Origin of the sequence: Acinetobacter sp. Marseille-Q1618 (genome assembly GCF_902809855.1) — a bacterium.
Classification (GTDB): domain Bacteria; phylum Pseudomonadota; class Gammaproteobacteria; order Pseudomonadales; family Moraxellaceae; genus Acinetobacter.
Map to the genome: position 1 here is coordinate 1,110,291 of NZ_CADDWJ010000001.1, position 20,517 is coordinate 1,130,807.

At 36.8% G+C, this 20,517-nt stretch carries 18 protein-coding genes and 1 pseudogene; 2 read left to right on the forward strand and 17 right to left on the reverse strand.

Annotated elements, in window-relative coordinates:
• Nucleotides 1–236 precede the first annotated feature (236 nt).
• On the reverse strand, nt 237–2,018 hold the full coding sequence (locus HUS24_RS05245; protein ID WP_173911026.1) for an acyl-CoA dehydrogenase C-terminal domain-containing protein: 1,782 nt from the start codon (nt 2,016–2,018) through the stop codon (nt 237–239).
• Nucleotides 2,019–2,582: 564 nt separating this feature from the next.
• Between HUS24_RS05245 and HUS24_RS05250 the strand changes: the two genes are divergently transcribed.
• Complete coding sequence (locus HUS24_RS05250; protein ID WP_173911027.1) at nt 2,583–3,203, forward strand: TetR/AcrR family transcriptional regulator; 621 nt, start codon at nt 2,583–2,585, stop codon at nt 3,201–3,203.
• A gap of 36 nt (nt 3,204–3,239) precedes the next feature.
• On the opposite strand, the gene HUS24_RS05255 is transcribed toward HUS24_RS05250, so the two are convergent.
• Nucleotides 3,240–4,214 (reverse strand): LysR substrate-binding domain-containing protein, encoded by a 975-nt coding sequence (locus tag HUS24_RS05255; RefSeq protein ID WP_173911028.1) that lies wholly within the window; start codon nt 4,212–4,214, stop codon nt 3,240–3,242.
• A 233-nt stretch (nt 4,215–4,447) separates the two neighbouring features.
• Complete coding sequence (locus HUS24_RS05260) at nt 4,448–5,281, reverse strand: NAD(P)-dependent oxidoreductase (RefSeq protein ID WP_173911029.1); 834 nt, start codon at nt 5,279–5,281, stop codon at nt 4,448–4,450.
• Between the two features lie 256 nt (nt 5,282–5,537).
• Between HUS24_RS05260 and HUS24_RS05265 the strand changes: the two genes are divergently transcribed.
• A complete protein-coding gene (locus tag HUS24_RS05265; RefSeq protein WP_173911030.1) occupies nt 5,538–6,539 on the forward strand; it encodes a pirin family protein in 1,002 nt (333 codons plus the stop codon).
• 105 nt (nt 6,540–6,644) lie between these two features.
• Here HUS24_RS05265 and HUS24_RS05270 read toward each other — a convergent pair whose 3' ends face one another.
• From HUS24_RS05270 to HUS24_RS05335, 14 genes and pseudogenes are all read right to left on the reverse strand, one after another.
• Nucleotides 6,645–8,168, reverse strand: a complete 1,524-nt coding sequence (locus tag HUS24_RS05270; protein WP_173911404.1) for an NAD(P)/FAD-dependent oxidoreductase — start codon at nt 8,166–8,168, stop codon at nt 6,645–6,647.
• Between the two features lie 147 nt (nt 8,169–8,315).
• Nucleotides 8,316–9,104 carry a fatty acid desaturase gene (locus HUS24_RS05275; protein ID WP_173911031.1) on the reverse strand — a complete coding sequence of 263 codons (789 nt, stop codon included), beginning with the start codon at nt 9,102–9,104 and terminating at the stop codon, nt 8,316–8,318.
• Nucleotides 9,105–9,193: 89 nt separating this feature from the next.
• Entirely contained in the window at nt 9,194–9,970 is a 777-nt protein-coding gene (locus HUS24_RS05280; protein ID WP_173911032.1) for a Rossmann-like and DUF2520 domain-containing protein, read from the reverse strand.
• 138 nt (nt 9,971–10,108) lie between these two features.
• A complete protein-coding gene (locus HUS24_RS05285) occupies nt 10,109–11,587 on the reverse strand; it encodes an OmpA family protein (protein WP_173911033.1) in 1,479 nt (492 codons plus the stop codon).
• Nucleotides 11,588–12,240: 653 nt separating this feature from the next.
• A pseudogene (locus HUS24_RS05290) lies at nt 12,241–12,717 on the reverse strand (MOSC domain-containing protein); the annotation flags it as partial.
• A gap of 581 nt (nt 12,718–13,298) precedes the next feature.
• Nucleotides 13,299–13,883, reverse strand: coding sequence for a glycoside hydrolase family 19 protein (locus HUS24_RS05295; RefSeq protein ID WP_173911035.1), 585 nt, complete (start codon nt 13,881–13,883; stop codon nt 13,299–13,301).
• Nucleotides 13,880–14,254 carry a hypothetical protein gene (locus HUS24_RS05300; protein WP_173911036.1) on the reverse strand — a complete coding sequence of 125 codons (375 nt, stop codon included), beginning with the start codon at nt 14,252–14,254 and terminating at the stop codon, nt 13,880–13,882. The genes HUS24_RS05295 and HUS24_RS05300 overlap by 4 nt, the downstream gene beginning before the upstream one ends.
• Before the next feature lie 62 nt (nt 14,255–14,316).
• Complete coding sequence (locus HUS24_RS05305; protein ID WP_173911037.1) at nt 14,317–14,826, reverse strand: hypothetical protein; 510 nt, start codon at nt 14,824–14,826, stop codon at nt 14,317–14,319.
• Between the two features lie 47 nt (nt 14,827–14,873).
• On the reverse strand, nt 14,874–15,812 hold the full coding sequence (locus tag HUS24_RS05310; protein ID WP_173911038.1) for a hypothetical protein: 939 nt from the start codon (nt 15,810–15,812) through the stop codon (nt 14,874–14,876).
• A 6-nt stretch (nt 15,813–15,818) separates the two neighbouring features.
• Nucleotides 15,819–16,772 (reverse strand): hypothetical protein, encoded by a 954-nt coding sequence (locus HUS24_RS05315; RefSeq protein ID WP_173911039.1) that lies wholly within the window; start codon nt 16,770–16,772, stop codon nt 15,819–15,821.
• Nucleotides 16,747–18,942 (reverse strand): hypothetical protein, encoded by a 2,196-nt coding sequence (locus tag HUS24_RS05320; protein ID WP_173911040.1) that lies wholly within the window; start codon nt 18,940–18,942, stop codon nt 16,747–16,749. The genes HUS24_RS05315 and HUS24_RS05320 overlap by 26 nt, the downstream gene beginning before the upstream one ends.
• Nucleotides 18,943–18,945: 3 nt before the next feature.
• Entirely contained in the window at nt 18,946–19,638 is a 693-nt protein-coding gene (locus HUS24_RS05325; RefSeq protein ID WP_173911041.1) for a glycoside hydrolase family 104 protein, read from the reverse strand.
• A 39-nt stretch (nt 19,639–19,677) separates the two neighbouring features.
• Entirely contained in the window at nt 19,678–20,076 is a 399-nt protein-coding gene (locus HUS24_RS05330) for a hypothetical protein (RefSeq protein WP_173911042.1), read from the reverse strand.
• 34 nt (nt 20,077–20,110) lie between these two features.
• Nucleotides 20,111–20,512: a hypothetical protein gene (locus HUS24_RS05335; protein ID WP_173911043.1), complete on the reverse strand. Its 402-nt coding sequence runs from the start codon at nt 20,510–20,512 to the stop codon at nt 20,111–20,113.
• Nucleotides 20,513–20,517: the final 5 nt, after the last annotated feature.

The window sequence follows — 20,517 nt, forward strand, 5'->3', positions numbered from 1 at the left end:
CATCTATTTTCAGTTTTGTTATGCATTTTGAGCGAGCGTACTCACTCAAAACTGTCCATGATTTATCTTTAATCATGTTTGAATCAATTATTGCAAAGCATCATTCAATCCTCCCCCTTACAGAACATGTTCCTCACCTTTTTCAAAGGAGGGAGTTTTCCATAACTTGCATAAGCGAGTCATTCTCCTCCCTTCTCAAAGGGAGTTCGGGAGGGATTATCCTTTAACCAAAGTCATTAAGCCTGCGCTGTAAAATAATCTTCAGGCAACTGCATCACCAACTCCGCACCCGCCTGAATACGTTGCTTACGTGCAGCTAAATCAGGAAGTACTTTTGCCACATAATACTGCGCCAAGACCAATTTATTTTGATAGAAGCTTTCAGACTTGGTTTGTGCAGCTTGTGCAATACGTGCAAACATATAGGTAAAGCTGAGTAAACCAACGGCATGTAAATAATCTACCGCCACAGCATTTGAAAAGTCAGGATGAGTCTTCGCCTGTTCAATAATAAACTGGGTCAATGCTTCAACTTGATTACATACATCTAAAGTTGTAGCTTTAATGCTTAAACTATCTTCCATAGACGCTGCAAACTCACGAATTTCCGCGATATATTCAGCAATGAATGCACCATCAGACTTAATGGTTTTACGACCAATCAAATCAATCGCTTGAACGCCATTTGTTCCTTCGTAAATCTGAGAAATACGCAAATCACGAATACATTGCTCCATGCCCCATTCACGAATATAACCATGCCCACCAAAACACATTTGTGCTTCTAATGCAGAATCTAGTGCTTTATCAGTTAAATAAGCTTTGGCAATTGGGGTAAGTAATGCCACACGATCATTGGCTTTACGCACCGCCTCAGCATCGTTGGAGAATTTGGTAATATCGAGTTGTTGCCCGACATAAACCGCAAAAGCACGAGATGCCTCATTATTAGCACGGACATTCAACAACATGCGGCGCACATCGCCATGTACTAAAATAGAATCAGCAGGTTTTTCAGGAGATTTCGCACCTGTCGCAGCACGACCTTGTAAACGATCAGTCGCATATTGTGCTGCATTTTGGTACGCATATTCAGATGCACCAATACCCTGAATCCCCATAGATAAACGTTCATAGTTCATCATGATAAACATCGCTGCCAAGCCTTGATTTTCTTTACCTACCAAGAAACCTTTAGCAGCATCAAAATTCATCACACATGTAGCAGAGCCTTTGATTCCCATTTTATGTTCAATCGAGCCTGCACCTAAAGTATTGCGCTCGCCCAAAGAACCATCTGCATTGACTAAGAATTTCGGCACGATAAACAGTGAAATACCACGCGAGCCCGCAGGTGCATTCGGTGTTTTTGCCAAGACGAGATGAATAATATTTTCACAAAGGTCATGCTCACCACTGGTAATGAAAATCTTAGTACCCGTGATGTTATAAGAACCATCTTCATTTGGTTCAGCTTTGGTTTTGATGATGCCTAAGTCTGTGCCTGAATGTGGCTCAGTCAAACACATGGTGCCAGACCATTCACCTGTATAAAATTTTGGTAAATAGGTCGCTTTTTGCTCTTCCGATGCAGCTTGGTCGATTGCTATACCCGCACCCACAGTTAAAAGTGGATACAACATAAACGATGGGTTGGCACTCCAGATCATTTCATCTGCAAGAACGGTCAGCATTTTAGGCATGCCCTGACCGCCCCATGCTTCATTTGCACCTAAGCCGACCCAACCACCTTCAGCAAATTGTTGGAATGCTGCTTTAAAGCCTTTTGGTGTTGTAACCACACCATTATTAAACTGTGCACCGCCTTCTTCATCGGCTGTCCGATTTAAATCAAGGATGACATTTTTAGAAAATTTTGCCATTTCTTCCAAAATCGCATTGGCTGTTGCCATGTCTAAATGAGCTAAATTTTCATTGTTTTGCCAAAATTGTTCCGCTTTAAACACATCATTTAAAATAAAATCCATGTCTTTGAGCGGTGCATTATAGATAGGCATGTCGCATTCCTTTTTACAAGCTTCTGTTTACTCTGAAGCCTTTTTACATAATAAAAATCATTGAAATGACATTTGTAATCTCAATAAGCATATGACTGATTTAAATTTGCTTGAAATATCAAATTTAAAAACATTTCTTGGCAATGTTTTTTATAGTGCAATATAGAAAATTCTAAGCGATGTGAATGATTTAAAATCAATCTCATTGGCTTAAAATATATAACATGACTCAAAAACATTGATCTGCAAATATTCAACAGTGTACGCTTTTGTAAGCCCCAAAATGGCATTACTTACTTTTACATTTCAAACTTATTAAAGTTTTAAATTGCGCAAAAACAATAAATGAAATTCTTTAAAATTGGAATTTTATTCCTTGATAATGACCTCATAGGTTCAGTTTTCTTGACAAGTAAAACATCAAAGTAGGATATTGAATGATTATGTGATTTTTCTAGTTAAAATTAGAATTTCTAGCCAAAACTAGACGATAGTTTGATTCACACTCAAGAATACCTGTTATAATTCATTTTCGTTCTTTATCCATCATTTGGAACTATTTAAATGAGTACAGTTCGCCAACAAAATTTTCTACTCAGAAAAGAGAAAATTTTAGCCATGGCAGAAACCCTTTTACTCGATAATAACCAAGATATTACCCTTGCTGAATTGGCGGCAGAGTTAGATATTGCCAAAGGCACCATTTATAAACATTTTAAAAGCAAAAACCAGTTGTACTTAGAGCTGATCATTCTTAACGAAAAACGTTTATTAGAAATTTCTAAAAACCACAACCATGATATTAAAACCTATGTATCGCAATATATGCTTTACAATATGCTTAATTCAAATCGCACAATTTTATTGCATGTCATCGAAGAACGCCTCACTAATAATGAACGTAAACTCAAAGATTTATTTGAAGAATTATATCAAGTTCGTGAAGCTCGGATTTTAGAAATTCGTGATTTATTTGCGGATCATTTAAAATCCTTGAACAGCATCATGTCCATCCGAGATTATCTTTCATACATTTGGACAGTAACCTATGGGGCATCATTACTTTTAAATTCAACCCATTATCAAAAATCAATCGGCTCACGTGAGCGTTTAATCAAACTTTATGTAAATCAAGCGCTAATGACACCAGATAAATTGACTGACACTGATCATCAAACAGCATAAATTTTAAAATCAAATCTCACTTATTAAGATAGATCTTCATTTCCTACTATCTTCATGATCTTGCAATGCATCTTCAGGTTTTAAATTTAACAACTGTCTCGGTAAAGGCATCGAATTTACCTGACTAAAAATCTCATAGCACATGTGTCTAAGCCATTGATGACTGGTTTTATGATGACAAGACATATGCCAATATTGCTTAATCGAATACGTTGGAAATGAAATCGGGGCAGGTAAAATCTGCAAATTCCCCCGTGACAATAACACCTGACTTAAATAATACGGTACGGTTGCAATCGAATCCGTATCTTGTACTACCAAGCCCACACCTAAGTAACTCGGAATACGCATCAAGACATTACGTTTTAAATCCAAATTTAACAACTCATTGGCAATATGGTAATGCCCCACCCCTGCATCAATATCAATATGCGATTCACTTAAATATTGCTCAACCGTAATTTTTTGCTCGCTCAAACGTGGGTGATCTTTTGATGCAATCACCACATAAAACTGTTCAAATAACTTTTGCTGATAAAAACCATTTTCCAAATGCGGTAAAAAACCGATGGCTAAATCAATTTCACCATTTGCCATCTGATAACTGGTTTCAGAGGTGATTGCACGGACATTTAGTTTTACATGCGGTGCGTGTTGTTTTAAATATTGTGAAATTTTCGGCAATAACACCAAATGTGAAACATCAGTCATCGCAATGGTAAATTGCTGCTGCGATGCTGCCTGATCAAAGTTGACACTAAAATTATTAATAATTTCAACTTTACTCAGCGCTTCACTGACCAATGGAAAGAGTTGTTTTGACAATTCGGTAGGTACCATTTCATTGCCAATCCGTAAAAATAATGGGTCATTATAATGTGAACGAATTTTATTCAGGATATTACTCACAGTCGGCTGACTCATTTCCAAATGATCTGCCGCCAAAGATACGCTTTTAAATTTATAAATATGATAAAAAATGCTGAGTAATTTACAATCCAGTTCAAACACGTATTTAAATCTCACCTTTTATTTTGACGTTAAATTAGTCGCATGTTGTCATCAACAGCGCTTTATATCATCTACCTTTTTTTATTATTTTCCAATGTTAAAATTTAGTCATATTTAGAGAAATAATCTATTTTCAATGTATTTGTACATTTTTATTTCAAAATAAAAAAGAATACTCTCGATAGAATATTCTTTTAACTGCCAAATCAGTTCATTTTTTAGCGGTATGCCAATTATTCTTCCACAAATAAATCGACCATGAGTTCTTCATCTGAATCCTCATAACGATATTGATCAAAATTGGTTTCACCACGCTCTGTTAAAATCTGTTCATCAATCATCAAGCGACCTGTTAGGGCTCGATTTTCACTGATTAAAATTTGATATGCTGCATCTGCCATAATGCTGGGTTTGCGAGATCTAGGGAATAGCGCTTTGCCTGCACCACCGAGTGAAAATTCAACTGCGGCTGTGGCAATCAAAGTTCTTGGCCACAAGGAATTCACACTAATTCCAAACTTCTCAAACTCTTGGTTCATACCGATGGTCAGCATACTCATGCCGTATTTTGTGATCGCATAAGGGGCATAAGTTGCAAACCATTTTGGATCTAAATTTAACGGTGGAGATAAACTTAAAATATGTGGATTTGCACTTTGTTTTAAATAAGGCAAAGCGGCTTGACTGGCAACCATGACGGCACGAGTATTAATCTGATACATCAAATCAAAACGATTTGGATCAAGCGTTTCTACACCTGATAAATTAATTGCACCTGCATTATTAATTAAAATATCAATGCTGCCAAAATGATCAAAAGCTTGTTTCATTGCCACAGCAACTGCCTCTTGATCACGTACATCGAGCTGCAATGCCAGAGCTTGACCGCCTGCTGCTTCAACTTCTTTTGCAACAGTATAAATAGAACCACCTAGTTTTGGATGCGCTTCGGTAGACTTTGCAGCAATCACGATATTTGCACCATCACGTGCAGCACGTAAGGCGATTTCACGTCCAATTCCTCGACTTGCACCTGTAATAAATACAGTTTTTCCTTTTAATGACATAGTTGCCTCGATTCTTTATTCTTTTGCCATTTGAATGTACTGAATAAAACACAGCCACCACAGTACAAAATATTCCAAAAACATCCTCTAACTCACCAAAGTGCTCATTTTTTCTAAACCCATGAGTCAGTAAAACACGTTGTAATACAGCCTAAAAAATGTCCACTTACTTTTTACATAAAGTTTGTATGCTTTAAATAGGTTATAAAAGATGATGAGAAATCAATTCACTAAATAGAAAAGAAGGTAAAAAAATATGAATTCTACGCTTATTTATTCAGTACAACCGATTGAATTTCGCCTTGATCTAAAAGACCCTTTTTTGTTTACCGCACATCATATTGATCATTACCCAATCGGCAATGAACATATGCAGCCTACCACTCCTACAACCGATGAAAAACCTTATCGAATGTACTATAGCGAAACTGGTGTACCTGGTTTTCCTGAGCATCCACATACAGGTTTTGAAACTATTACTTTGGTTGAAAGTGGTTATGTAGATCATTTTGACTCTTTAGGAAATAGCGGTCGCTATGCTGCAGGTGATGTGCAATGGCTCAGCACAGGCAACGGCGTTGAACACTGTGAAATGTTTCCTCTACTTCATACCGATAAAGAAAACCCTTTTGAGTTATTTCAAATCTGGTTTAATTCATCGCCTGAACAAAAAACCCATGATGCTGACTACAAAATGATGTGGCGTGAACATATTCCACATGTGATTGAAACTGATGCGCAAGGACATAAAGCCGATATACGTGTCGTTTCAGGTCAATTCAAAGATAAAGAGGCGATTCCTCGTCCCCCACACTCTTGGGCGGCTGCGAAAGAGAACAAAGTCAATATTTATATGATCCATTTAGAGCCGAATGCCGAACTGACCGTTCCTGCGACAACCGCCACAGCAACACGTTTTTGTTACTTTTATGAAGGAGCCTTACTGAAAATTGAAGATGAAGATATTCATTTTAAACATTTAGTTGAGCTAAAACCTAATGTTGCGATTCAACTCAAAAATGGCCCTGAAGCTGGACGTATTTTATGGTTAGAAGGTGAACCTATCGGCGCCCCTGTTGCGATGCGAGGTCCTTTTGTTTTAAACAGTGATGAGGAATTAAACCAAGCTTTTGCACGCTATCGCCAAACACATTTTGGGGACTGGCCTTGGGAAAGCCCTGCGCCTGTATTTGAGCGAACTCAACCTCGCTTTGCAAGTTATAAAAAAGGCGAACAACTGGAATATCCTGAAGCTTAAATAAAACTTTTTTCATTTGAAGCTCAGTTTTAATGATATGAGAAATGTTGTCTAGCAACATTTCTCATTTAAAATTATTTTTAAAGATAAGCTTAAAAAATTTATTTATTCAACAAGCGCTGAACCTTTAGGTTGCTCAGGCGTATAATCAATTAAATACTCTTTTAAATCAAAATGTTTTAGTTTTTGTTTTAATCTAAATGTCGTCCAAGGCCAAACTGTACTATTCCGTCCATTTTTATCAATAAAATAACTATGACAGCCCCCTTTATTCCAGACTGTAGTTTGTAGTGCGGCTTGGACTTTTTCATTGTATTTACGAGTAATTTCAGGTTCTGGCTCTATGGTTTGGATACCCAACTCTAAAGCCTGTTTGATTGCCGACATAATATAAGTTAATTGCGCCTCAATAATAATAAATGCTGAAGAACTCACTGCAATATTTGGACCAAACATTAAAAAGCCATTTGGACATCCTTCAACCATAGTTCCTAAATAACCTTCTGCACTCCCTTGCCACACATCCGACATTTTTTGATTAAAACGATTGTAAACACGGCTTGCGATCGGTGGGTTTGCAATTTCAAAACCTGTGCCTAAAATAATAATGTCTGCTTCACACTGCTCACCATTACTCGCAATCAACGTATTGCCTTGAATTTTACTTAAACCACTGGCAATTACATCGACATTTTTTTGAGCCAGTGCTGGATACCAGTTATTCGACTGCAAAATACGCTTACAGCCAATAATAAAATTCGGTGTTAATTTTTCTCTTAAAGCAGCATCCTTAATATGAAAATTTAAATGCCATTTGGCTAATTTTTGAAATTGCATCATTGCCGCAGGACTTTGAATACCCCCATTAATGGTTTCAAAAATCCCATAAACTGAACCACGCATTAACTGCTGCGTCAAAGGCAATAATTTAAACATCGCACGTACAGGTGTAAGCAGTGGCATATCTGATTTTGGTAAAATCCATTGTGCAGTACGCTGAAATATCGTGAGTTGTTTTACTTGGGGTTGGATTTGCGGCACAAACTGAATCGCTGATGCCCCCGTACCAATGACTGCAACACGCTTACCTGTTAAATCAATATCATGACGCCAACGAGATGAATGGAAAATTTCCCCTTTAAATGATTCAATTCCTTGAATATCTGGCATCACTGGTTCATGCATCGGACCACATGCCATAATGGCAAATTGCGAACGAAATTCACCTTGATTGGTTTGAATAATCCAACACTGCTCTGCATCCGACCACTTTGCAGCTAAAGCTTCATGCTCAAGTTTGACATGTGGCATGATGTTATATTTATCTGCGACATTGAGTAAATATTCTTTAATTTCAGCTTGTGGTGCAAACACGCGTGACCATGCTGGATTTTGTTCAAAAGAATAAGAATATAATGCTGAAGGTACATCACAGGCACATCCTGGATAGGTGTTTTCACGCCAAACACCGCCTAATTCAGCCGCTTTTTCTAATAAGATAAAATCATCTATGCCCATTTCTTTGAGCTTAATGGCTGCACCTAAGCCTGCAAAACCACCACCTAAAATCGTGACACGATGATAATTCTTTGAATCACTCAAATTCTGCTTGTTGTTGTTTTGCTGCATAATCAAAATCACAAAAATATAACCCATGTAAATCTGTCAAAACGGTCATTACTTGTCAATTTCCTTGTCAGACAGTTTTGTGATTTTTTTGGTAGTTTTTACCAACTGAGTAAGCATGATGATCGCTTAGCAACGCTTATTTTATCGCTAGAATACTTCTCGAATTTCAACGTTCGGATCATAAGCATCTAAGCGTTTCGCCAAAATATGTAAATTTCGGGTAGGTACGGCAGGAAATAAATGATGTTCAACATGATAAAACATATTATAGGTGATGACCCGCTTGAACTCATTGCGAACAGTACGTGCCATATAAATATGATCTTCCGTATCATGATGTACAGTCCATACTGCAAAAAATGCGGTCATACATTGTCCAATCAACATCGCAATGACATGATATTTTAAGAATGTCAGATCTAAGATAAAAAATACCAAAACCAGTACCATCACATTGGCTAAAAGCTCGGCGCTCATCCATTTTTTCTGTGTCGCTGTTCCAACCTCAAAGGCTTTTTTATGTAACATAAACGGAAAAATTGGACCAAATAAAAGTGCTTGCCACCATTTCATACGTGCACTTTTTGCTTCAACATCTTGTGCTTGCATACAGTATTGATGATGTCGCAAATGATTAATCTGCACAGCATGCATTGAACCCAACATTAAAATGCTGAGTATTAACATCGACCAATGGGTTTGTTGTCGACTAATTCCCAAAGCAAAATGAAACGCATTATGAACTTGTCGCAAACCTGTTAAAAAGAACATAAATGAACAAAATAATGCGATGGGATACCAAGCAAAATACGCCAGAATAAACGATAAAACCAACCACGGCAGTGAAATCATTAACTCAAAAACAATATCTTTTTGGCGCAAATGGACGAGATCTCGCCATTGGACTTTTTCTAATAAATGCGTATGTGAGTTCATTTTATTGCGTATTTATTATTGATCATCTTGCCTTGAAGATAAGATGAACATTCCATAAAATCAAGCAAAAATACCGTATCTATAATAATTTAATTATTCTGCCTTTGCATAATTTGCTCACTAAGCAATTGATAGACCTGTGCTAAATCTTCACGTTGTGCGTCTACTAATAAATTTCGATGCATCATTAAAATATTTTGATCACCACGCATCGCAGGCCCTGTCTGTACAATTTTGGGATCATTTTGGGTGGCTTTATTGGCAGTTTCTAAAATTAATGGATAAAGCAAATTAAAATCTACCTGATGTTGATCAACAATTTGTTTTGCCATGTCATAACAATAATTACTGAAATTACATGCAAAAACAGCCGCTAAATGCAAACTTAAGCGTTGTTCTGAAGAATATAAATAGACACGGTCACTTAGGCTATTTGCTAAATTAAACAATTTTGCTTGTTGATTATCTAAGGCTGCTTCAATAAATAAAGGTGTATTTTTCCAGTTAATTTCACTTTCAAAACTAAAGGTTTGCAATGGATAAAAAACCCCAACATTATCATAGTATTGTTTTAATACATTTAAATGCGTACTTCCTGAAGTATGCACAATCAAGGTTTGTTGGAAATAATGCGATAACTTTTGAATGGTTTGCGAAATCATCTGATCACTTACTGCAATCACACATAAGTCGATGTTCGGCTCAATGGCTTCAAAAGTATTTATCGCTTGTGCGTCTACCAAATCTGCAAGTTTTTGTGCGTGTGCTAAAGTCGGACTCATAATTTGCACAATCTGATGTTGTTTCGCAAAAATCTGTGCTAAATGTGTCGCAACTCGACCTGAACCAATAAAACTTATCCGCATGATAATATTCACTTTTTATGATTAAAACAAAACAAGAAAAACCTGTGTATTTTTCAATGAATCCATACTGAATGCAAATAAAAAACGAGTGATCATTGTCACTCGTTTTTACTTTGAGAAATATGACTTGGGAAAAAATTAATTTTTCTCTTCTTCTACACCTTGCTCATCTACTTTTCGTACAGTTCCAGTTTCAGTATTAATCACTTCAAACTCGATACGACGATTTTTAAACTGACCTTCTTTGGTCGCATTATCCGCTACAGGGTCAGCCTGACCGAAACCTTGTGCTTGTAGTTTACTTGGATCTACCCCTTTACTAACTAAATAGTCCACTACAGATTTTGCACGTTTTTGAGAAAGCGTTTTATTGGCATCAGCGTTCCCCGTTGCATCGGTATAGCCTTTCACAATCAACTCGACATTCGGTACTTTGTTAATTAAAGCAGCAGCTTGATCTAATACAGATTTATTCACTTCTGGAATTTCTGCTGATGCAGAAGCAAAGTTAATAATTTGTAAATTTAGTGCAGTAGCGATATCAAGTGGACGTACTTGATTTGGGTCAATTTGACTCAAAGCTTGTTTGGCTTTGTCGATACTTGTATTTACGGCTGTATTTTCATCCAAAATAGCAGGTTGCTCTACAACAATTTGCACATCTTTTACCAAAGGTTTGATTTTATCCGCCAAGCTTTGCAAAGTAGCTGTATCTGCACCTTGTAAAGTAATTTGATTGCCTGTCCATATCATAGATACATTCGGTACGCCTTTTAACAGTTTTAAAACACTCACCAAGGCATTTTGATCTACCAATGCAGCATTAAAGTTGTTGCTTGAGTCTGCACCGCACCCATTTACATGGGTGAAAATTTGCTTCACTTCTTTTTGTAAAATATCAATATAATTTGGATCGCCTATCTTCGCCTGACAGGTCACTAAACCGCCAGTAGCATCCGTAGAAATTTGAAAATAAGCAGGCTGCTGGTTCGTATTACTGACTACAGTACTGCTAACGGGTTCAGCTTCTTCAGTCTTACAACTGCGTAACAACCAAAATGCCAACAATAATAAAATCAATAAAGCAATTAACGGAATCCAAGGACTTGATTTCTTCTTTTCTTCAACAACGGGTTGTACAGGTGTTGGCGTTACAGGTTGAGACGTTGTGTTTGCAGTTGTTGCTAATGTACCAAAACCTAACGCAGCCAAAATACCTCTTGCCCAAGGTGCTAAACCTGTTCCAATATCATGATGATGTTGCTCTAAAAAATGTTGAATGACAGTCGGATCACTTGAGCCTGCTTCATCTTCCAGTACATTTAAAGTTGCAGGAATCGAGCGATTGAGCACGTTTTCAATTTCACCTCGAGGAACATGTTGACTAACACTATCCAAATATTGCTCTTTCAATTCAGATTGAGTATTAAAAACATCACTTAATCTTGGATTTAAGTTATTTTGGAATAATGAAATTAAGCTCGGTTTAGCCTTTAAGATCGCCAATAAAAATGGGAAAAATTCAGCTAAGGCTGTGCTTTTTTCTGTTAAATATGTAGTTTCACCTTTTAAAACTACAGGAATGACTTTTTCTTTTAACAGTGAAATTAGATTCATTCTAACGCTCCTCACATGAAAATTTTTTGTTATGTGACTTTTTATTACTGACACTAGTATGCGCCTAAAACTCCAACGATTTATTTAAGTTTTGTTATTTTACTTATGCTTAGATAACAATTTACTCACAGTAATTGGAGTAACACGAATATTTGAGTTTTTATTTGAATATAATTTAAATAAGTAAACTATGCCCTTATAGTAGTAGCCAGAGGTATACAAGACATTTCTATTTATCATACTAATCATTTTTAGAGAGTGTTTATAAAATAAATGCTCAAGTACCTAAAAAAAGCATGCCTAATTGTATTTTTATAAAATTAATTTCAAAATTTTCGAGTGCAAGTGTTATTTTAGCCAGTTCTTTATAATCATAACTCTTAACAACTCACTCATATTCTAATACCAGTCAGTTAAGCAAGTTTATTGAATAGATTTCTAAAAATCTCCCCTACCCCTCTTTGAGAAAGAGGGGAACTTCAAGTAACTAAAGTAATTTTTAGTAATCTTGCGTAGCAGTGCTACTCATCCCTCCTTTGAAAAAGGTGAGGAACATGTTCCGTAAGGGGGAGGATTAAAAAATTCTTAACTGATCAGCATTACACTCATATTCAGAATTAATAAACTCAAGTCTATATAATAAGACTAAATAATTAACGTAATCTTTTACGAAGTACTTCTTTGAAGCTTTGTTCTAGCACATCGATAGCTAACCAACGCTCAATCTCATTAGGATCACGAAAATTTTTATCATTGTAAATTTCCCAAAGTTTGGTTAATGATGCAAAGGGATATGCTCTTGAAATTAAAAAACAATTATCATTTAACTGCATATTGCCTGTTTTAATAATACGATAATACCAGCCTACGCAGCCTTGCTCTTGTAAAAATTTAGCTACTCCACGCTTATTTAATTGAGAGTCTATTTTCCAACAAGGGCGTCTAGGTCGAGTAATTTGCATTTGTACTGAACCAATTTGAAAGATATCACCAATGCAGACATTCGTTTCATGCATATCCGATACGATTAAGTTTTCTCCAAGCATGCCTTCATAGATTGTAACTGAAGGAAATTCCGTTTGAATCAACTTATAGACGTGCTGAGGCATTTGGTGAACTGCCTGTAATTGCCCACCATGGAAAAAGGATCTCCCTGTTCATCACCTATGCATCCCGTCGTCGTAACTGTAACTTTATCAACAGCATATTTATTAATTGCACTAACTTGCTCACGAACAAAAGGCATGACTTGACCGATCTGAAGGCGACGTACTGTTCCTACGACGGAGCTATTTTCTATTTTAATCATCTCGATACCTCTTATATAGCATAGGAAAGTTGCTAAAGTATGAGTGCATATAGTTCCAGAAAATATTTAGAGCATCCCTTCCTAAATAGATACAAATGTTATAAGCTCATAAACTCAATATAAAAGTAATTCTACAAAGATTCTTTTCCATAAAGCCAATTATACCCCATATCAATTAATCTATAGGGTATATATAGACATAAAAAAGCCCTAAATCATTATAATTTAGGGCTTTTTATTCATATAAATATATGTAAGTTTATATGAATTTAATATCTTGGTAGGTTTAACCAGATTCGAACTGGTGACCTCTACGATGTCAAAGAACAGTACAACTTTTAAAATCAATAACTTAAATCTTATTGGCGCCCAAGTGTCGCCCTTTATTTTGTTACAATAAAATCACACCCACCCTTTTAACTTCGCTAAATGCTTTTTACGATCTTCCAAGCCATTTACCCCACCGTTAATTTTCTTTGTAATAGATAAAATATCATTCTGATCTGCCAACTCGTTGAGCCCTTGATCGGACCAATATTTACAAGCAACAAGTATTCCAACACTTGGATAAGCCACCATATCTGGATGATTTTCAAAATCTAAACCTAGCGCTTGACCATACTTACGATAATTTGCACGTCCAGTGAGTTGAATTGATCCACGTCCCTTATAACGCTTTCCATCACCAGAATGTACATTGCCCAAGTCTTTGCGACCTTCATAAGCTGCCCCAGATGCGATTTCTTCCATGTAAATAAAGTTGCCACTTTCATGTGCCACCTGCGCTAAAAAATGTACAAAGCGATTTACATTGTCTAAGATTTTATAAGTACGCATGTGAACATTTGCAGCCAAGCCTAATTCAGATGCACGGATATTATTTGCACCGAGCTTTTTAAAAATTGCAGTAAGCGTGTCTTTACCTAAAACCCCATCAGCATTCACACCCACAATTTTTTGGATTTTGATAATTTGATCTTTATTCATTTAAATATCGCCCCAAATGTTTCTTTAATTTCAGTGATGATTTCAGATAGCGATTTACCTTTGAACATTTGGATGGATTGATAAAGGATGCCAATACATAACATGCCAAATACTGCAAATAACAACATTACAAAGCCTTGCGCCATGTGTGTATAGTGTTGATCAAGTTGGTAATATTCAATAAAAGCTGAGCCGCCATATAAACTGATTGCCACGCTAAATGTAAATTTCATAATGACACTGGGCGTAATCTTAATTCGCCCTTGGGTATCAATATCTCCTGACAAAGTTAATGCGAAAATTGCTCCAACAACAGCAGCCACAATTTTGAGTAACCAAGGCAGACCTTTTAAAGAAATCGGGTCGTTCATATTTAATCCTTAAATTTAGACAATAAAAAAGCACCCTTTCGGATGCTCATGTTTTGATGCATTTACCAAAAAACAAATTGAAATCTGTTTTTATTGTTCATACCGATTTGCTTTAACTCGACTTCAATATCTTGTTGAAGTAAGCGCTCAATTAAAAAACGGTCACGTTGCTGTCGATAATACAAATTTCCATTTTTTAGATAGGCAAAAATAATGTCTGCATTACCTGATTGATGTAGTCGATGATCATCAAGAGAAAGTTGAGGATTGAGATAATCCAATCCATATTCAGTGGTGATTTGCTTGCCTTGCGCTGTGTCATACCAATACAAATACATTTTAAAATCAGAAATATAGGCAATAGTTGGATGCATATTGAAATCAAATGCCAAACTCAAAGCTGTGACATGTTCGACTTGAATTAAGCGATGTAAAATGTCACCTGATTGCACACAAATCCAATTACCATCATAAAAACACGTCCAGATTTTGACTTGTAACCCCTGTGAAGTATCCAGTAAATCCACACCACCCCATTCATAGTCGATAAGCGGATCGTATCGATCAGGCACTAAAAAAGCCCCGAAAATGGGGCTTGATGAAAGAGTGTTTTCAGGCATCATGGTGTGTATCGCCCCCAACTTAATTCAAATGTGTACTGAATTTCCATATTTGGATTTTTTAAGATGGGCGGCTCAATTTGGATTTTATAACCATTCTGTGATGTTTCAGGACTGCAAAGTCTTGACACAGGAATTACAAAGCTTTTATGCAACATATTTGCCATATCTAGTCTTAAAATAGCCTTGTTTCTGCAACTTTTAGCTGTTGGGTATGTTGTTTTTGAGTAATCTGTATTATCAACCGTACCTTGTGGGCTTATGGTCACTGAAGTACCCGCATCTCCACTAAACACTGTCATTCTTTCCCCACCTGCCCAGTCGGTGTACGCACCAAGTAATACGTTCCCTAAAATAAAAGAGGGGGAACTGATAAAAAGACAAGTACCACTGATTGTGTGGTTACTTTTAATATTTCCCAATTTATCTAGTAAATTAAAACTCCCTGTAATTATTTCTTGAGGATACGCACGAATCTCTACAATAACATCAAGAAACTCGTCATTAAGAACAGTTAATGTTGTTGGATTACCATTTAAGTCTTTTATCAATGTTCGATTAAAAAGATTGGTACTTGTCCAACCAACTCCGATTTCCGATAAATTGCCTGCCGCAACGCCAGCATTAAATCTATAAGTTCTTCTAGCCCACGAGTAATAAGGTTTTGTTACTAATTGGTTTCCTACTGCATCTGCGCCATTTTGCGAGTTTGTACTTGCTATAAAATTATCTAAGGATGTTTGTGAAATATTTGGAATACTGTTCCCCGAGCCAACAGAAACATAGCCTAAAACAGATCCAACTGACATTCTCTCAAGACCAGAATCAAGTACGAGATTATGAAAGTAATCCGTCTCCTCAGTTGGCTTGGAAGCATCCCCTTTATGTTTGATTAATTTGAATTGTGCACCAACATTAATATTTGACTTTAAGTACATGATTTTTTAACCCTGTATCAGAACTGCATCAGTCAAACTAATATTAGTTTGAACAGATGTTGGTTCCTGTTGATATTTTAAAAAATTAAATTCTTTAGTGGTTTGCGCAGATACCACACTTATTTGAGAATTTAAGTGAAGAGGATCTATCTTTAAATTCAGATAAGATACTTCTTTTGTGATTTGAGCAGATGGCAATATTAAAGTAGAGTTAATCGACCCTATTTCAACAGGATATGTGATTTGAAGCTCTCTAACACTTGCTGTGAGCAATGTGATTGATGATCCAACGCTTTCTTGAATATTTTGAGCATCATGTACCACAACTTTTTCAAGAGATATGCTTGCTGATATCCTTTCATCAAAATAATTCGGATAAGGCTTACTCGTCAGTGCATATGCCACATTTCTAAAGAAATCCTGATCACCTTGGAACACCCCTTTTTCATCATAAACACGCAAACGATAAGAGCCATTGATACAGATCATGGCACTACCATCGTCATCCAAGATGATTGGGTTCGGGTTTAAGAAAGATTTTTCAGGGTTTTGATAAGATGGTTTTGGCATCGTAGATTCAAAGTCATGTGTATAGACTTTGCCAAACCTTAAAGCCTTCCCAAATTTATCAAAGAAAAATGTTCTAAACTCAGTGCTAGGTACCCATCTTTCTTCGATCAATTGACCTTGTTTATCAAAGATTTTTAAGTGATGATTTCCGTTTAAATAGATAAATGCACAGCCTGCCCCATCCAAAACCACAGGGTTTTTATTTAAAGCAGTTTTCTGTGCATTTTTATAAGTCGGTTTAAATTCACCTGTACCCACTTTATAAGAATAGATTTTCCCGCCAACAAGCGGTTTGCCTTGTTGGTCGAAGAATTGCATCTTGGGAAGTTGTACAGGCATTGCGATGGTTAAAAGCATATCAACCTCATTGATTTGGGAGGTTTGCTCCACTTAAAATCCCTGCTTTTACAAGTCGATCTATTAGTGATAATTCAGCACCGCTACTTGGGTTTTGTGTGGATGTTTTTGCTAAAGCGTTTGCACCTTGATTGATCTTAATGTGCGCATTTACTCCTCGACTTGGAGAGACCACCCATTTATCTACAGCACCCTTAACCACAGGTAATTTAATGAATGAGCTTAAGTAATTTGCAAAAGCGGATGCTGAGTTTGAGTGGTTGACGTTAGCACCTGGCGGTTGGCTAATTAAGTAACGACCTGCTGCATTGATATTTTTCAAATGCTTCAATTCTTCAGGCTTAAAAAATAGAGCTAACTTTCGATCGCCAATTGATTTTAAAGCATCACTCATCCCTTTTGGGCTAAAGGTATCTAACACTCCAAATGATTTTTCAGCAATGCGTTTTACAATCATTTGTTTAATGTTGTTTAACACTTCAGGGGTGTTTTCTAGCTCTTTCACCATTGATTCAAGCTGACGAACATTGCCGCGCCAAACTAGCTGATCAAATGCTTTATCAGGTTCAGCATCATTTAATGCTTTTTTCAGTGCAGGCGTGCGATCAATCAAGCCAAAACGCCCTGTTGCTGCTTTTCGTGCATCATCCCATGCAGTTTTTGCTTGCCCCTGTAGTTGTGTACCAAAGGCATTTAGTGAGTCATCCACTTCTTTTTCAAGTGAATTTCTAAATGACTGTAGTGCGTATCGTGTTTGGTTGTCTGCGCCTGAAATTCTGCGATTAAGCTGCTTCACCATGACTTCTTTTTCAGCAAGCGTAAAAGGTTTTACACCATTTGCAAAATCTTGAACTTTCTTTAAAAGTGGCGATGGGAGTAAACTTATATCAGCTAGATCTTCATCAAGAGCGTTTTTCATATTATTGGCAAATCGACCTGCATCAAGTGTTAAGTCATTGCCTGTATGCTGTTTTGCATGATTATACATTGCAGCAATATAATTGTTTCTTGATTCATCCTGTTGTCGAAGTTGCTTAAATAGATCATCACCCACTTGAAACTCATCTGCCGCATTACCACCTGTTTTAAACTCAAAATCATCAACTAGTGCTTTTAGATTTGCATGATCTTGTGAGTATTTTTTTGCAAGTGGTTCTGCACCGTCTAGCTTTGATAAATTTGTTTCTTTTGTCCAAAGTTGAGCGCTGCCTGTTGCTTGCTTGCCAGTTGGTTTAAGATCAAAACCCTTGGATTTTAAGTCAGTAAATACGCTCATGCGTTGTAATGTTTGAGCGTCAGGCGTGCGACCTTGCTGCATTAATTTTTTTACTTCATTCTTTAATTGTGCCTGTGCTTGTGCTGTTAAATCACCTAATCGAATACCATTTAAACCATCATCCATTTGACTTAAAATAATATCAATTTGACTCTCAACCTGTGCATTCGTCACATGTGTTGATGATGCAGGATTGAATTTACGGTTGAGAGAGCTGACACCACGACCAATCTTCTCGCCAATTGCTCCACCTGCTGCACCACCAACACCGCCCAAAGCGGTATTCAACATTCGATGATCTGCATCTTTCGCAAAGCTTGCTGCCCCAATGCCCGCCCCAACTGCTGCATTTTGTGCTGCAACTTTGGCACCTGCACCTGACAGTATTTTTGCACCTTGATACGTTCGCCCCAGTGCTGCCATGGGTGCGGTTGCTGCAACTTGCCCGCCCAAACGCATCCAGTCAAAACCTTGGTCATTTGCCTCTCTACGCAAATTATGGTTTTCTTCAATCTCTTTGCGTTGCTGTGTAACTCGTTCATAAGATTTGGTATCGAGATTAGTGCCTGCAACCTTATTTATGCCTTTGCTCACACCATCAGCAGCATAATTCACACCTTGTAAAACACCTGCACCCAAATCAGAAAAACCCAGTAATCCTGATTCCCAAGCCTTGGTTTTGCCTTGTTCTTTGGCTTGTGCCTTTTTACTGTCTTGTTGCATTTTTGGGAGATCAACAGGCTGATTAGAGATTTTTAGCCCCAAACCTGCGGCAAATTGGCGATTTGTAACACCAGTCTCTTGGTTTGCTTTTTTAAGTCCTGCTACAAATTTCGGATTATCAAGCAACTTATTGAAAATTTTAATATCACTTGTACCTGCGCTACGTTCATTTGCAATAAATGCTCTTGTTTGCTCACCCGCCATTATTTAGCTCCCAGTATTACCTGCCATTATTTTTTGAAAATCTGTTGCTGAAATTTTCCCCATCAATTGGGGCTTAGAGTTGTTATTCCCCATGATTTTTTGAAAATCTTCTGCTGAAATTTTACCCATTACCTTCGGTTCAGATGTACCGCCCGATATAATTTTTTGGAAGTCATCTGCTGAAATTTTGCCCATCATTTTTGGGGGAGATGTACTACTAATCTGTTCATGTCCTACATCTGTTCCAAGCTGTTTATTAATAAATTCCCAAGAGCGCTTACCTTGCTTATAAGTTGAACTCGGTAAAGATGCCCACTCAGGACCTAGTTTTAAAATTGCCTGACGATAATTTCCTTTGATCACATCGTCGAGTGCGCCACGACCCGCAATTAAAGCGATTGCCCCTAAGTCCTGATTCCTTGGTGAAAAGTCCCTTAAACCGTATTGCTGAGCTACATTGTTCCAAGTGCCATTTAAAAATTGATATCGCCCTGCAGCAGTAGTGACATTGGTTTTACCATCAGTCTGAGTGAATCTTTTTTTAATGTTTGGATGGGCTGATAAATTTTGAATAAGTTCGTTGCCAAACAGTGTGTTATATCCATGTTTTACGCCCTCAGATGCAGCAATCGTATTCAACATCTTTCGCACATTTGGATTTGCGAGTGCTTCTTGAAGCTCTTTTAAAGTTGCCATGGGTTTTCCTTAGGGAATAAAAAACCACCCGAAGGTGGTTTAATTAGTATTCATTGGTGGTGGTGGGCTTTTTATAGTATTTAGTTGCTCACCTTGTTTAATTTTTTCTATTTCAACTTGTAATTTCAGTCTATTTAATTCATACATCTGTTGTTGATACGCTTGTTCTTGAAAATAAGGAACGATTTTACTTGCTAGTTTGGATTTTTTTGCAAGCTCAAGCATTACTTCAGCGTTCCCTTGCCCCTCTTTATATATTCTATTCTTTTCCCTCTCTATAGCATTATTAGCATTGATTTCCGATATTCGATTGCCATCTTCCATCATTTTTATAATATCAATGTTTTTTACTTGTAAAGGAATAGAAGTGTCAAGAGGATAACAATTACCTCTTATCATAAAAGTAAGTAACCCACAAATTAAAATTAGTTTTTTCATTTTGTATTCCTAAGAATAAATATTTTATTCTTTTTTATTTAAAATATTCACAATTGAATTCATAACTAGAAACAGTTGCAGGGTATTTCTTATCCTCTTCTCCCTCTGTATATATTTTGAGATTATTACCATACACATCTTTAAAATTAAATATGCAGGGAGCCATACCTGTTCCTGCACAATTCTCAACCTCACGATAGCCTTTGTTCCAAAAAGTTAACCCATTCCCGTACCCTAAATTTTCTTTAGCTGTATTGATATTAAGTGTCCTAAAAGGTTGCCATTGATTACCAATAAGTAATTTACGTGCTTGATGGTAAGATTTTCCCGTGATATTTGGTATCTTTGCATGTTTTTTTGGAACACATTCGCCTGCATGCGTTATGGACGAAAATACCCAACAAAATAGAAGAATTACAATATTTTTTGACTTCATTAAAT

Bases quoted from the DNA above. Each gene is read 5' to 3' on its own strand.
- HUS24_RS05250 (WP_173911027.1), top strand. From the start codon at position 2,583: ATGAGTACAGTTCGCCAACAAAATTTTCTACTCAGAAAAGAGAAAATT.
- HUS24_RS05265 (WP_173911030.1), top strand. From the start codon at position 5,538: ATGAATTCTACGCTTATTTATTCAGTACAACCGATTGAATTTCGCCTT.
- HUS24_RS05275 (WP_173911031.1), bottom strand. From the start codon at position 9,104: ATGAACTCACATACGCATTTATTAGAAAAAGTCCAATGGCGAGATCTC.
- HUS24_RS05285 (WP_173911033.1), bottom strand. From the start codon at position 11,587: ATGAATCTAATTTCACTGTTAAAAGAAAAAGTCATTCCTGTAGTTTTA.
- HUS24_RS05245 (WP_173911026.1), bottom strand. From the start codon at position 2,018: ATGCCTATCTATAATGCACCGCTCAAAGACATGGATTTTATTTTAAAT.
- HUS24_RS05260 (WP_173911029.1), bottom strand. From the start codon at position 5,281: ATGTCATTAAAAGGAAAAACTGTATTTATTACAGGTGCAAGTCGAGGA.
- HUS24_RS05325 (WP_173911041.1), bottom strand. From the start codon at position 19,638: ATGGCAACTTTAAAAGAGCTTCAAGAAGCACTCGCAAATCCAAATGTG.
- HUS24_RS05330 (WP_173911042.1), bottom strand. From the start codon at position 20,076: ATGAAAAAACTAATTTTAATTTGTGGGTTACTTACTTTTATGATAAGA.
- HUS24_RS05270 (WP_173911404.1), bottom strand. From the start codon at position 8,168: ATGCAGCAAAACAACAACAAGCAGAATTTGAGTGATTCAAAGAATTAT.
- HUS24_RS05295 (WP_173911035.1), bottom strand. From the start codon at position 13,883: ATGAATAAAGATCAAATTATCAAAATCCAAAAAATTGTGGGTGTGAAT.
- HUS24_RS05300 (WP_173911036.1), bottom strand. From the start codon at position 14,254: ATGAACGACCCGATTTCTTTAAAAGGTCTGCCTTGGTTACTCAAAATT.
- HUS24_RS05320 (WP_173911040.1), bottom strand. From the start codon at position 18,942: ATGGCGGGTGAGCAAACAAGAGCATTTATTGCAAATGAACGTAGCGCA.
- HUS24_RS05335 (WP_173911043.1), bottom strand. From the start codon at position 20,512: ATGAAGTCAAAAAATATTGTAATTCTTCTATTTTGTTGGGTATTTTCG.
- HUS24_RS05280 (WP_173911032.1), bottom strand. From the start codon at position 9,970: ATGCGGATAAGTTTTATTGGTTCAGGTCGAGTTGCGACACATTTAGCA.
- HUS24_RS05310 (WP_173911038.1), bottom strand. From the start codon at position 15,812: ATGTACTTAAAGTCAAATATTAATGTTGGTGCACAATTCAAATTAATC.